The 13,334-nt window shown below is 73.3% G+C and carries 9 protein-coding genes and 1 pseudogene; 6 read left to right on the top strand and 4 right to left on the bottom strand.

Annotated elements, in window-relative coordinates; genetic code table 11:
• Positions 1-86 precede the first annotated feature (86 nt).
• From AB0G01_RS27540 to AB0G01_RS27525, 4 genes and pseudogenes are all read right to left on the bottom strand, one after another.
• A complete protein-coding gene (locus AB0G01_RS27540) occupies positions 87-869 on the bottom strand; it encodes an ABC transporter ATP-binding protein (protein WP_360951075.1) in 783 nt (260 codons plus the stop codon).
• 45 nt (positions 870-914) lie between these two features.
• A pseudogene (gene cbiQ, locus AB0G01_RS27535) lies at positions 915-1,547 on the bottom strand (cobalt ECF transporter T component CbiQ); the annotation flags it as partial.
• On the bottom strand, positions 1,544-1,828 hold the full coding sequence (locus AB0G01_RS27530) for a PDGLE domain-containing protein (RefSeq protein WP_360950901.1): 285 nt from the start codon (positions 1,826-1,828) through the stop codon (positions 1,544-1,546). The gene AB0G01_RS27530 and the pseudogene cbiQ, both read right to left, overlap by 4 nt.
• Complete coding sequence (locus AB0G01_RS27525; RefSeq protein ID WP_360950898.1) at positions 1,825-2,490, bottom strand: energy-coupling factor ABC transporter permease; 666 nt, start codon at positions 2,488-2,490, stop codon at positions 1,825-1,827. The genes AB0G01_RS27530 and AB0G01_RS27525 overlap by 4 nt, the downstream gene beginning before the upstream one ends.
• A 913-nt stretch (positions 2,491-3,403) precedes the next feature.
• Here AB0G01_RS27525 and AB0G01_RS27520 point away from each other — a divergent pair.
• The 6 genes from AB0G01_RS27520 (at position 3,404) to AB0G01_RS27495 (ending at position 13,226) form a co-directional block, all read left to right on the top strand.
• Positions 3,404-5,878, top strand: coding sequence for a DUF3516 domain-containing protein (locus tag AB0G01_RS27520; protein ID WP_360950895.1), 2,475 nt, complete (start codon positions 3,404-3,406; stop codon positions 5,876-5,878).
• Between the two features lie 76 nt (positions 5,879-5,954).
• Positions 5,955-8,921, top strand: coding sequence for a BTAD domain-containing putative transcriptional regulator (locus AB0G01_RS27515; protein WP_360950892.1), 2,967 nt, complete (start codon positions 5,955-5,957; stop codon positions 8,919-8,921).
• 207 nt (positions 8,922-9,128) lie between these two features.
• On the top strand, positions 9,129-9,968 hold the full coding sequence (locus tag AB0G01_RS27510) for a LytTR family DNA-binding domain-containing protein (protein ID WP_360950889.1): 840 nt from the start codon (positions 9,129-9,131) through the stop codon (positions 9,966-9,968).
• A gap of 35 nt (positions 9,969-10,003) precedes the next feature.
• On the top strand, positions 10,004-10,351 hold the full coding sequence (locus tag AB0G01_RS27505; RefSeq protein ID WP_360950886.1) for a DUF485 domain-containing protein: 348 nt from the start codon (positions 10,004-10,006) through the stop codon (positions 10,349-10,351).
• Complete coding sequence (locus AB0G01_RS27500) at positions 10,348-12,057, top strand: cation acetate symporter (protein WP_360950883.1); 1,710 nt, start codon at positions 10,348-10,350, stop codon at positions 12,055-12,057. Before AB0G01_RS27505 ends, AB0G01_RS27500 begins: the two co-directional genes overlap by 4 nt.
• A 5-nt stretch (positions 12,058-12,062) precedes the next feature.
• Complete coding sequence (locus tag AB0G01_RS27495) at positions 12,063-13,226, top strand: histidine kinase (protein WP_360951072.1); 1,164 nt, start codon at positions 12,063-12,065, stop codon at positions 13,224-13,226.
• Positions 13,227-13,334: the final 108 nt, after the last annotated feature.

Below are 13,334 nucleotides of genomic sequence, written 5' to 3'. Positions count from 1 at the left end.
CCACCGACCAGCCCCACCGACCAGTCCCACCTGCCAGCCCGCTACCCCGCCTGCCGTCCCAGCGGGTCGATCCGGCCGCTCCCCGGTCATTCGAGGCGGAAGCCGAAGGGGAGTTCCAGGCGGTGCCGCCTGAGCAGCTCGGTGTCGGCGAGGAGGTCGCGCGTCGGGCCGTCCGCCACCACCACTCCCCCGTCGACCAGCACGCTGCGCGGGCAGAGCTGCCACGCGTACGGCAGGTCGTGGGTGACCATCAGCATCGTGCGGTCGAGGCCGAGCAGCACCTCCGCGAGTTCCCGGCGGGCCACCGGCTCCAGGTTCGCGGACGGCTCGTCCAGCACCAGGATCTCCGGGTCGCACGCCAGCACGGTCGCCAGCGCCACCCGCCGCCGCTGCCCGCCGGACAGGTGCAGCGGCGAGCGGTCGGCGACGTCCCCCATGCCCACCGCGTCCAGCGCCCGCGCCACCCGCTCGTCGAGCTCGTCGCCGCGCAGCCCGAAGTTCGCCGGCCCGAAGGCCACGTCCTGCCGGGCCGTGGGCAGGAAGAGCTGGTCGTCGGGGTCCTGGAACACCACGCCGACGCGCCGCCGGATCTCCCGCAGGTGCTCCTTGACGACCGGGAGCCCGGCCACCTCGATGCGCCCCCGACCGCCGCCCAGCACGCCGTTGAGGTGCAGCACGAGGGTCGTCTTGCCCGCGCCGTTCGGGCCGAGCAGCGCGACCCGTTCGCCGGGCTCCACCCGCAGGTCCACGCCGAACAGCGCCTGGTGGCCGTCCGGGTAGGCGAAGGCCAGCCGCTCCACGAGCAGCGCGGGCGCGGTCGGGTTCGCGCGCACCGGTTCCACCGCCGCAGTCCCCCGCCCGTCCGACATCCGCCCGTCCGACATCCGCCCGTCCGGCATCCGCCCTGTCCAGCCGCGCGACACCATAGCCAGGTGGACGCGCTCGCCGCGCTCGTAGGAGCGGATGAACAGGCTGCCGACACCGCGTGCGGTCGCGCCCACCTGCCACAGGAACCGGGGGTCGTCGCCGCGCGAGATGCGGGCCACGCGCATCCGCCGCGCTTCCGCCACGACCACGTCGGCGTAGCGGAGCATCAGGGTCGCGATAGTGACCAGGACGCCGGGCAGCCGGAGGCGTTGCAGGCCCAGCAGCAGCTCGTGCGGCGCGGTGGTCGCGGCGAGGGTGAGCGAGACGAGGACGCCGAGGGTGCCCTTGGCGAGGATGTTCCAGCCCGCCAGAGCGCCCTCGACCGAGACGGGCACGCCGAGGACGGCGGTGGTCGGCCCGTGCCCGGTGAACGGCAGGGCGAGCGCGAGGACCACGAACGGCAGCTCGACCAGCGCCCGCGAGGCGAACCACGTCGGCGGGATCCGGGCGACGAACCACACGGCCGTGATCGCGAGCAGGTGCACGCCGAACGCCCAGAACGCCTCGCGCGGTGTGGCCACCACGCACAGCACGGCGACCACCGCGACGACGATCTTCACCTGCGGGGGCAGCCGGTGGACCGGGGAATCCCCGGCCCGGTGCAGGACGCCCGCACTCACCCCCGGGCGCTCTTCTTCCGCAGCAGCCAGAACAGCCCGCCCGCGACGAGGAGCGTCAGGACGACACCGATCACGCCCGCCGGCCCGGTGAGCCGGTCGTCACCGCCCACGGTGTAGTCGGCGAGCGGCCCGTCCGCCAGCGGGTGGTCCCGGGCGTGCTCGGCGATGCCGTGCCGCTCGGTGACGTGGTCGAGGCCGTCCGGGTCGGAGTCGGCGAAGTAGGAGACGGCTCCCGCGAGCACCAGGCTCACCACGGCGAACCAGAGGAAGAAGCGCTTCATGCCTTGAGCTCCAGCTTCTGCGGCGCGCCGCGCACCAGGTGCACGAGATCGGGCCGCGCCGCCGCGACCGCCGTGACGGTGGCCGCCGTGATCACCCCTTCACCGACGCCGATCAGGACGTGCACCCCGAGGACCGCCGCCGCGACCGTGCCGAACGCCACCCCGCCCGCGCCGCCGACGGCGTACTCCAGGACGAAGCCGAACGACGCGAGCACGGTGTTGACCAGGGCGGACAGGAAGGCGACCAGCGCGAGGCCGCCCTTGCCGCGCCGGGCGAGCGGCCGGAGCGCGACGGCGGTGAGGTAGCCGACGGCGGTGCCGATGAGGGCCATGTTGGTGATGTTCGCGCCGAGCGCGGTGATGCCGCCGTCGGCGAAGAAGAGGGACTGCACGACGAGGACGATCGTCACGCAGAGCGCCCCCACCCACGGTCCGACCAGGATGGCGGCCAGCGCGCCGCCGAGCAGGTGACCGCTCACCCCGGGGAGGACGGGGAAGTTGAGCATCTGGGTGGCGAACACGAACGCCGCCACCAGCCCGGCCATGGGTGCCGTGCGGTCGTCGAGGTCGCCGCGAGCCTTGGCCAACGCCACCCCGACGCCGATGACGGCGACGGCGACGAAGGCCAGCGACGTCGGCACGTCGAGCAGTCCGTCGCTCATGTGCATAGCTACCGGTTCTGACACGGGCCACACGGTAGGTGCCGTCAGCGGCCTGTGGCCAGCACTGTGCAACAACGCATAAGGTGGCCCTGCGGAAATCCGGCGGACGACGAGTTATCCGACCCCTCGGAGCACCTGATCCGCCGGTCCGTACAAGATTCACCAAAAGCGGTGAACCACCCTCTGACCAGGCACTATCCGGACCGCCCATTCGTTGCCGAATAAAAAGAAGGCCCGGCTCCCCGGCACGCTCCGGTATCCCAACCCGCCCCAAGCCCCCACCACCCGACTCCACCCCCGACCCCTCTGCCCCCGCCCCGACCCTCTCTGTCCCACCCCCTGCCCCCGCCCTCTCTGGTCCCGCCTCTCGCCCTGAACTCCGGCCCTCCGGCCGCCTCGGGCGCGATCGGCCATGGACGCGGCCCGGGAGAGAGGCGGTGCGTGCGGAGCGAGCGGTCGGGGCGGGAAGCGACCGGCGATGGGCACGCCGTGCGGGACAGGCCCGGTGTGCGGGGGCGCGCCCAGCGTGCGGGACGTGTCCGCTGACGGCGGCTCGCCGGGCACTGTGCTCGCAGCCTCAGCCTCAGCCTCAGCCGGTGTCGATGGCGATGGCGGTGGCGGTGGCGGTGGCGGTGGCGGTGGCGAGTAGCCAATGCCGAGCGGGTGAGCCAAAGCCGGGCGTGGGCGGGCGGCGCGGCGGGCGTGGGCGGCGGGCGTGGGCGGCGGGAGGGCTGAGGCGGACCCGGGGCGGGTGGTGGGTAGGGGCGGACCGGGGCTGGTGGTGGGCAGGGGCGGGTGGTGGGCTGTTTCGGGTTGTGCGGTGGGGTGGGGAGGGTGGTCGGCGCGGGTGGCGGACTGGTCGCGTACCGGACCGCGACGGGGTCGGTGTGGGACCCCCTATGATCTGCCTGCGATGACTCTTACCGACCTGCTGCCGCCCTCCGCCGACCCCGACCTCCTCTACGAGACCTTCGCCGAGTGGGCGCACGGGCGCGGGCTGGAGCTCTACCCCGCGCAGCAGGAGGCGTTGATCGAGGTCGTCTCCGGCTCGAACGTCATCCTCAGCACGCCGACCGGTTCGGGCAAGAGCCTGGTCGCCATCGGCGCGCACTTCGCGGCTCTCGCCGAGGGCAAGAAGACCTACTACACCGCTCCCATCAAGGCTTTGGTGTCCGAGAAGTTCTTCGCCCTCATCGACACCTTCGGCCCCGCGAACGTCGGCATGATGACCGGCGACGCGAGCGTCAACGAGACCGCCCCGATCATCTGCTGCACGGCCGAGATCCTGGCCAACATCGCCCTGCGCGACGGTGCCGACGCCGACGTCGGCCAGGTGGTCATGGACGAGTTCCACTTCTACTCCGAGCCCGATCGCGGCTGGGCGTGGCAGGTCCCGCTCATCGAGCTGCCCAGGGCGCAGTTCCTGCTGATGTCGGCCACCCTCGGTGACGTCTCCTTCTTCGAGAAGGACCTCACCCGCCGCACCGGCCGGCCGACCACGACCGTCCGGTCCGTCGAACGCCCGGTGCCGCTGAACTTCCAGTACGTCACCACCCCGCTGCACGAGACGATCGAAGAGCTCCTGCACGGCCGGGAAGCGCCGATCTACGTGGTGCACTTCACCCAGGCGTCGGCCCTCGAACGCGCCCAGTCGTTGATGAGCGTCAACGTCGCCACCCGCGCCGAAAAAGACGCCATCGCCACGATGATCGGCCGGTTCCGCTTCACCTCCGGGTTCGGCAAGACGCTGTCCCGGCTGGTCCGCCACGGCATCGGCGTGCACCACGCGGGCATGCTGCCCAAGTACCGCCGGCTGGTGGAGCAGCTCGCGCAGGCCGGCCTGCTGAAGGTCATCTGCGGCACGGACACGCTCGGCGTCGGCATCAACGTGCCGATCCGCACGGTCGTGTTCACCGCGCTCTCCAAGTACGACGGCACCCGCACCCGCCACCTCAAGGCCCGCGAGTTCCACCAGATCGCCGGGCGCGCGGGCCGCGCCGGGTACGACACCATCGGCACGGTCGTGGTCCAGGCCCCCGATCACGTGGTGGAGAACGAGAAGGCGCTCGCCAAGGCCGGGGACGACCCGAAGAAGCGCCGCAAGGTGGTGCGCAAGAAGGCCCCGGACGGGTTCGTCTCGTGGAGCGACCAGACGTTCGAGCGCCTCAGGAACGCCGAGCCGGAACCGCTCACGTCGAGCTTCTCGGTCAGCCACGCCATGCTGCTCAACGTGATCGGCCGCCCCGGTGACACGTTCGCGGCGATGCGCCACCTGCTGGAGGACAACCACGAGGACCGGCCCGCGCAGCGCAGGCACATCCTGCGCGCGATCTCCATGTACCGCGCGCTGCTGGCGGCGGGCATCGTGGAGCGGGACGGGCCGCACATCCGGTTGACCGTCGACCTCCAGTTCAACTTCGCGCTCAACCAGCCGCTGTCCCCGTTCGCGCTGGCCGCGATCGAGCTGCTCGACCGCGAGGCCCCCGACTACCCGCTGGACGTGCTGTCGATCATCGAGTCCACCCTGGACGACCCGCGCCAGGTCCTGTCGGCGCAGGAGCACAAGGCGCGCGGCGAGGCGATCGGCGCGATGAAGGCCGAGGGCATCGAGTACGACCAGCGGATGGAGCTGCTGGAGGCGGTGACCTACCCGAAGCCGCTGGCCGAGCTGCTCGAAGGGGCGTTCACCACCTACCGGCGCGGGCACCCGTGGGTCGCCGACCACCACCTGTCGCCGAAGTCCGTGGTGCGCGACATGTTCGAGCGGGCCATGACCTTCACCGAGTACGTCTCCTTCTACCAGCTCGCCCGCTCCGAGGGCCTGGTGCTGCGCTACCTCGCCGACGCCTACAAGGCGTTGCGGCAGACCGTTCCCCCGGACGCGAAGACCGAGGAGCTCAACGACCTCCAGGAGTGGTTGGGCGAACTGGTCCGCCAGGTGGACTCCAGCCTGCTGGACGAGTGGGAGAAGCTGCGCAACCCCGGCGCGGACGCCGTCGTCGACGACGCGCCGCCCGCGGTCACCCGCAACCTGCGCGCGTTCCGGGTGCTGGTGCGCAACGCGCTGTTCCGCCGCGTCGAGCTGGCCGCCCGCCGCGACTACTACGAGCTCGGTCAGCTCGACGGTGATTCGGGCTTCACCGCGGACGTGTGGCAGGACGCGCTGGAGCCCTACTTCGAGGAGCACGACGCGATCGGGATCGGTCCGGACGCGCGCGGTCCGGCGCTGCTGCTGATCACCGAGGAGCCGGACCGCTGGGTGGTGCGGCAGGTGTTCGACGACCCGGCCGGGGACCACGACTGGGGGTTCATCGCGGAGGTGGACCTGGCCGCGTCGGACGAGCACGGCACGGCCGCGTTGCGGATCACCGAAGCGGGCGCGCTGTGAATCTTCGGTCCATCCGGTGGTACTCCGGCCGGGAACGGCGTACCAGCATGTCAACGTCGGGAGGGAGCGGAGGCTGTTGACCCTGTCGCAGGACGAGTTCGGCGTGCTCGGGCCGCTGGTGGTCCGCCGGGAGGGCAGGATCGTCCCGATCACCGCCGCCAAGCACCGGATCGTCCTGGCGACCTTGCTCCTGGGCGCGAACCGCTCGGTGCCGGCGGCCGACCTCATCCGCCGCGTGTGGGGTGAGACGCCTCCCGACCGGGCCGCGCAGACCCTCCCCGTGTACGTGATGCGGCTGCGCCGGGCGCTGGGCGACCCCCAGTTGATCCGCACCACCCCCACCGGCTACCGGATCGACCTGCCGCACGAAGCGCTGGACCTGCACCGGTTCGCCGACCTGGCGGAGGAGGGCGCGGCGCGGGCGGCGGAAGAGGACTTCGCCGGCGCGTGCGCGGTGTACGAGCTGGCGCTGGGCCACTGGCGGGGTGCGCCGCTGGCGGACGTGCCCTCGGAGTCGTTGCACGAGACCGAGGCGTCGAACCTCGCGGAGCGCAGGCTCCGGGTGACCTCCGAGCTGATCGACGTCAAGCTGCGGCTGGGCCGGTGCGACGAGGTGATCGCCGACCTGCGCCGGCTGACCGCGCAGCACCCGCTGCGGGAGCAGTTCTGGTCCCAGTTGATGGTGGCGCTGTACCGGGCGGACCGGCAGGCGGACGCGCTGGACGCCTACCGGCAGGCCGGCACGGCGCTGGCGCGGGAGCTGGGCGTGGACCCCAGCGACGGGCTGCGCTCGGTGCACCACGCGATCCTGACCGGGGACCCGGCGCTGCACCAGCCGGCCGCGAGCGCGTGGGCCCCGGTGTCGCAGTTGCCCGCGCCGGTGGGGAACTACGTGGGCCGCAGCGCGGAGCTGGCGCGGGTGACGGCGTTGTTGTCCCGGGCGGCGGCGGTGGTGGTGGTGTGCGGGCCGCCGGGGGTGGGCAAGACGGCGTTCGCGACGTCGGTGGGGCACGCGGTGCGCGACCGCTTCCCGGACGGCCAGTTGTACGCGAACCTGCGCGGGCACTCGACGTCGCCGCCGCTGTCCACCTCGGCGGTGCTGGCGCGGTTCCTGCGGGCGATGGGCGTGCGCGCGGACCACATCCCGGTGGACGAGGACGACCTGGTGCGCGGCTACCGGGCCCGGTTGCGCGGTCGTCGGGTGCTGATCACGTTGGACAACGCCGCGTCGGTGGAGCAGGTGTTGCCGCTGCTGCCGGACGAGCCGGGCTGTTCGGTGGTCATCACGAGTCGCAACGAGCTGCGCGATCCGTTGCGCGCCACGCCGGTCCGGTTGGACGTGCTGCGCGGTGACGAGGCGTGGAAGTTGTTGGCCCGGTCGTTGGGGCCGGAGGCGGCGATGGCGCAGTTCGACGCGATCGCCGAGCTGGCGCGGCTGTGCGGGTACCTGCCGCTGGCGTTGCGGATCGCGCTGGGCAACCTGGTGGGCCTGCCGCACGCGGACATCGCGTCCTATGTGGACGAACTGCGCGGCGGTGACCGGTTGACCGCGCTGGCGGTGGACAACGACGACACGGCGGCGGTGCGGCGGGCCTTCGACCTGTCCTACGCGGCGCTGCGGCCGGCCGCCGCCCGGTTGTTCCGGCTGGTCGGCCTGTCGCCCGGCCCGGACCTCAGCGCGCTCGGCGCGGCGGCGCTGCTGGACGCGCCGGTGTCGGAGACCCTCGGGCTGTTGGAGGAGTTGGCGTCGGCGCACCTGGTGCAGCGGGTGGGCGCGGACCGGTTCGCGGTGCACGACCTGCTGCGCGTCTACGCGGCGGACCGGGCGGCGGCGGCCGGCGAGGACCAGGAGTCGGCGCGGCGACGGCTGTTCGGGTGGTACTTGCGCACGGCGGCCGAGGTGGGCAGCGTGCTGTACCCGGAGCTGCGCCCGCCGTGCGCGCCGCCGGTGGTCACGGCGATGACCGCGGACGCGGCGCGGGCGTGGCTGACCGAGGAGCGGCCGAGCGTGCTGGCGGCGACCGAGCACTGCGCGTCGGCCGGGCCGCTGTCGCTGTCGTGGCAGTTGATCGACGCGGTGAGCGGGTACTTCGGCACGCACGGGCACCACGTGGAGTTCGTGCGGGCGATCGGGGCGGCGCTGGGCGCGGCCCGCCGGGCCGGCGACGCGGACGCCGAGACGTCGATGCTGGTGTGGCTGGCGGCCGAGCACCGCAACCTGGGCAACCTGCGCGCCGCGCGGCGGTACCTGCGGGAGGCGTCGCCGTCGGGCCGGACGCTATGGCTGCACGCGGGTCTGGACGGCGTGGTGAACCTGGAGCTGGGCGAGTTCGCGGCGGCCTCGGACGCGTTCTCCCGGATGATGGACCTGACCGCCGTGCTGCCGTCGGTCCCGCACGTCCGGGTGGGGGGTCTGGCCGGGCTGGGCGCGCTGCACCTGATGCGCGGCGACTACGCGCGGGCCGGCGCGCACCTGCGGGAGGGCCTGGAACTGGCCCGCGCGGCCGAGGGCGTGAACATGGTGGCGACCTGCGCGGCGCTGCTGGGCCGCTGCCACACCGCGATGGGCGACCACCCGAGGGCGGTGGCGCTGCTGCGGCAGGCGCTGGCGGACTGGTACCGGACCGGCGCGCGGCACGCCCGCGCGGACGGGATGGCGCACCTGGCGACCGCCCTGTGCCTGGCCGGCGAGCACCCCGAAGCGCTGCGCACCGCGCAGCGGTCGCTGGCGCTGGTGCAGGAGCTGGGCGGCAGCCCCCGGATCGAGTGCGAGGTGCACAACGCGCTCGGCCTGGTGCTGCGCCACCTGGACAAGCCGGCGCGGGCGGTGGCCGCGCACCTGCGCGCGCTGGAGCTGGCCACGGCCTGCGACTACCGGTACGGGGTGGCGGCGGCGCACCTGCACCTGGTGCGGGCCCTGGCGGCCGACGGCCGGCGCGCGGAGGCGACGCGGCACGCCCGGGTCGGCCACGAGCTGGCCACGCGCTGCGGTTTCCACGGCCTCGCGGCGACGAGCGGCGACCTGCTCGCCGAGCTGGACTGACGCCGATGGCGGCGGTGGCTGTGGTGGCGGTGGCGTGGCGGTGGCGGTGGCGGTGGAACGCCGGGCCGCAGGGGCGTTCCCGGGACCGGAGGTGACGCTCGGTGACCTGAGGCCCGCTCGCCGGTCATTGCCCCGGGCCGCCCCGAGGGGCGAGGATGACCGGCCAATGGTCTAATCGCCGACGCCGACGACCCGCATTGGATTCCCATGACGTCTGGACTGCCGTGCCCGGTCTGCGAGGGGCCGGAACGCCGCGGGGCGCTGGAGCGCAGGCTCCGGGTGCTCGCGGTGGACGACGAGGCACCCGCCCTGGACGACCTGGTGTACCTGTTGAGGTCCGATCCGAGGGTGGCGCACGTCGAGGGCGTCACGGACGCGACCAAGGCGTTGCGGACGCTGCACCGGGCGACGGACGCGGGCCAGTCGGTGGACGCGGTCTTCCTCGACATCCGGATGCCCGGCCTGGACGGGCTGGACCTGGCGCGGGTGCTGTCGCGGTTCGCGCAGCCGCCGCCGATCGTGTTCGTCACCGCCCACCAGGAGCCGGCGGTCGAGGCGTTCGAGCTCAAGGCGCTGGACTACCTGCTCAAACCGGTCCGGCCGGAACGGCTGGCCGAGTCCGTGCACCGGATCGTGCACGAGGTGCTGGACGCCAAGGTCGCGGAACCGCCCGCGCCCGCGCCGGCCGAGAAGACCCCGGACGTCGGGGACGAGGTGATCCCGGTGGAGCTGGGCGGGATCACCCGGTTCATCCGGCTCGCGGACATCAGGTACGTGGAGGCGCACGGCGATTACGCCCGCCTGCACACGGCGACGGGCAGCGGGCTGGTGCGGGCCGCGTTGAACGGCCTGGAGCAGCGCTGGCGGTCGGCCGGGTTCGTGCGGGTGCACCGCAGCCACCTGGTGTCGCTGGGCCACATCGACGAACTGCGGCTGGAGGACGGGCACCTGAGCGTGAACATCGGCGGCGCGGTCCTGCCGGTCAGCCGGCGGCACGCCCGGCACCTGCGCCAACTGCTGGTCCGCCGCAACCGGCAGTCGTCGTGACCTCCCCGCGCCGGCCGCCGACGCAGCGCGTGGTGGTGACCAGTCCGCGGACCCGGGCCCCGCGCGCGCCCCGGCCGTACCCGGCGTCGCGGGAGATCGACGAGCAGAGCGAGCTGGGCGCGGTCTACATGCGGTCGCTCATCCGCACCCAGCGGCGGCTCGGGCTGCTGCTGTGCGCGGTGGTGTGCGGAAGCGTCGCCGCGCTGCCGCTGGTGTTCGCGCTCGCGCCGTCGGTGGCCGCGCAGCGGCTGTTCGGGCTGCCGCTGCCGTGGCTGCTGCTGGGCGGTCTGGTGTTCCCGGTGTTCGTCCTGGCGGGCTGGTTCTACGTGCGGCAGGCCGAGCGCGGCGAGCGGGAGTTCGCCGAGCTGGTGGAGCGTTCGTGAGCAGTACCTACGGCATCGTCGCGGTCCTGGTGGTGGCGGTCGGGACGGTGCTGGTGGGCACGTACGGGCTGCGGGTGTCGCGGACCACCTCGGACTTCTTCGTCGCGTCGCGGACCGTGTCGCCGTGGTGGAACGCCTCGGCGATCGGTGGCGAGTACCTGTCGGCGGCGTCCTTCGTCGGCATCGCCGGGCTGATCTTCGCGCACGGCCCGGACATGCTGTGGTTCCCGGTCGGCTACACGGCGGGCTACCTGGTGCTGCTGGCGCTGGTCGCGGCCCCGCTGCGGCGCAGCGGGGCGTACACGCTGCCGGACTTCGCCGAGGCCCGGTTCGGGTCGGCGGCGGTGCGCGCGGTGGCGAGCGTGCTGGCGCTGGGCATCGGGTGGCTCTACCTGTTGCCGCAGTTGCAGGGCGCGGGCCTGACGCTGCACACGCTGACCGGCGCGCCGGACTGGGTGGGCGCGCTGCTCGTGGCGGTGGTGGTGACCGCGAACGTCATCTCGGGCGGGATGCGCAGCATCACGTTCGTGCAGGCGTTCCAGTACTGGCTCAAGCTGACCGCGATCGCCGTGCCGGTGGTGTTCCTGGTGATGGCGTGGCAGGCGCACGGCGCGCGCGACCTGACCGGGCCCGAACTGCCCGTCTTCCCGCGCGAGACCGCGGTGTCCTTCGACACCGACACGTCGGTGCACGTCGACGAACCGGTGGTGTTCCGGGGCGCGGGCGCGGTCGACGGCCGGCGCGTGGAGGGCTCGGCGGTGCTGCCCGAGGGCGAGCACTCCGTCGCGGCCGGCTCGCGGCTGGTCTTCCCGGAGGGCGCGGCGGTGCCCCGGGTGTCGACGATCCCGTTCAACACCAACGAAACGTGGGCGTTGCCGCTGCGCGGCGGCGAGAGCTTCCCGCTGTACGCGGTGTACTCGCTGATCATCGCGACGTTCCTGGGCACCATGGGCCTGCCGCACGTGATCGTCCGGTTCTACACCAACCCGAACGGCCGCGCGGCCCGCCGCACGACGCTGATCGTGCTGGGGCTGCTGGGGATCTTCTACCTGATGCCGCCGATCTACGGCGCGCTCGGCCGGCTGTACGCGCCCGAGTTGCTGATGACCGGCGACACCGACGCCGTGGTGCTGGTGCTGCCCAGCCGGATGGTCGACGGATTGGGCGGCCAGTTGCTGGGCGCGCTGGTGGCGGGCGGGGCGTTCGCCGCGTTCCTGTCCACGTCGTCGGGGTTGATGGTGTCGCTGGCGGGTGTGCTGAGCCGGGACGTGCTGCGGCTGCGGACCGTGCGCGGGTTCCGGGTGTCGACGGTGCTGGCGGTGCTGGTGCCGCTCGGGATGACGTTGCTGGTGGGCAGGGTGCCGGTGGCGGACATGGTGGGGCTGGCGTTCGCGGTGGCGGCGTCGTCGCTGTGCCCGTTGCTGGTGCTGGGGATCTGGAGCACCCGGGTCAGCACGGTCGGCGCGGTCGCCGGGATGCTCGCGGGCGGGGTGCCGGCGCTGGTGGCGGGCCTGGTGACGATCAGCGCGGGCGGCGGCAACGTGTTCCTGGCCCGGCCCGCCGCGTGGACCGTGCCGCTCGGTTTCGTCGTGATGTACGTGGTGTCGCTGCTGACTCCGCGCCGGGTGCCGCCGGGGGTGAACCACGTCATGGTGCGCCTGCACGCGCCGGAGAACCTGGGTCTGCGCAGTCAGGACCGGTTGTGACGGCGATGTGGACGGCGGGTGCGATCCTGCTCGCCGGGCTCGCCGTGGTGATCACCCTGTGGTGGACTTCCCGCACCCGCAACGACTTCCTCACCCAGGAGCAGCGCATCACGTTCGAGACGCTGCACACCGCGTGGTCCGCCGCGCCGCCGTTGCGCGCGGGGCTGGTGCCGGAGGCGGCGAAGAAGTCCGCGAAGCACCTGCGGACGCTGCTCGGCACGCCGGCGCTGGCGCTGATCGACGACACCGAGGTCCTGGCCTGGGAGGGCGGCGGCGACCACCACGCGACCGACGCGGTGGGGTTGGCCGCCGAGGTGTTCGCCACCGGGCGGACGCGGGCGTTCGACATCGCGTGCGACGAGCCGGATTGCCCGGTGCACACGGCCGTGCTCGCGCCGTTGACCGTGGAGGGCCGCGTGGTCGGCGTGCTGGCCGCGTACAGCCGGGAACCGTCGGCGGGTCTGGCGCGGGCGACCAACGAGGTGGCCCGGTGGGCGTCCGGGCAGTTGGAGCTGGCCGAGCTGGACCGGTCGCGGACGCGGCTGGTGGAGGCCGAGGTGCGGGCGCTGCGGGCCCAGATCTCGCCGCACTTCATCTACAACTCGTTGTCCGCCATCGCTTCCTACGTGCGGACGAACCCGGAGCGGGCGCGGACGCTGCTGCTGGACTTCGCGGACTTCACGCGGTACTCGTTCCGCCGGGCCGGTGACTTCACGACGTTGTCGGAGGAGCTGCGGTCGATCGACCAGTACCTGGCGCTGGAACGCGCCCGGTTCGGCGAGCGGCTCAAGGTGACGTTGCAGATCGCGCCGGAGGTGCTGCCGGTGACCGTGCCGTTCCTGTGCCTGCAACCGCTGGTGGAGAACGCGGTGCGGCACGGGATGGAGGGCAAGGTCGGGCCGGGCCACATCACGATCCTGGCGGCGGACGCGGGCGAGGAAGCGCACATCACCATCGAGGACGACGGCATCGGCATGGACCCGGAGGCGCTGCGCCGCACGCTGGCGGGCCAGGTCGGCGCGACGGCCGGCATCGGGCTCGGCAACGTGGACGAGCGGTTGCGGCGGTGCTACGGCGACGACTACGGCCTGGTCGTGGAGACCGCGGAGGGCCTCGGCACGAAGATCAGCGTCCGGGTGCCGAAGTACCAGCCGGGCGTGCACGCGTAGCCGGGCGGCCTCGACCAGGGGCAGCCGGACCGGGCGGGCGGCTCTAGCCCGCCGCGCGCGCGCCGCGCCGCTCGGCCGCGTCCAGCACCAGGCGCAGCCACTCCGCGT

This window comes from Actinosynnema sp. NPDC023587 (assembly GCF_040640215.1).
Taxonomy (GTDB): Bacteria; Actinomycetota; Actinomycetes; order Mycobacteriales; family Pseudonocardiaceae; genus Actinosynnema.
The sequence above is the reverse complement of the archived record's forward strand: the minus strand, read 5'-3'. Positions and strand labels throughout refer to the sequence as shown.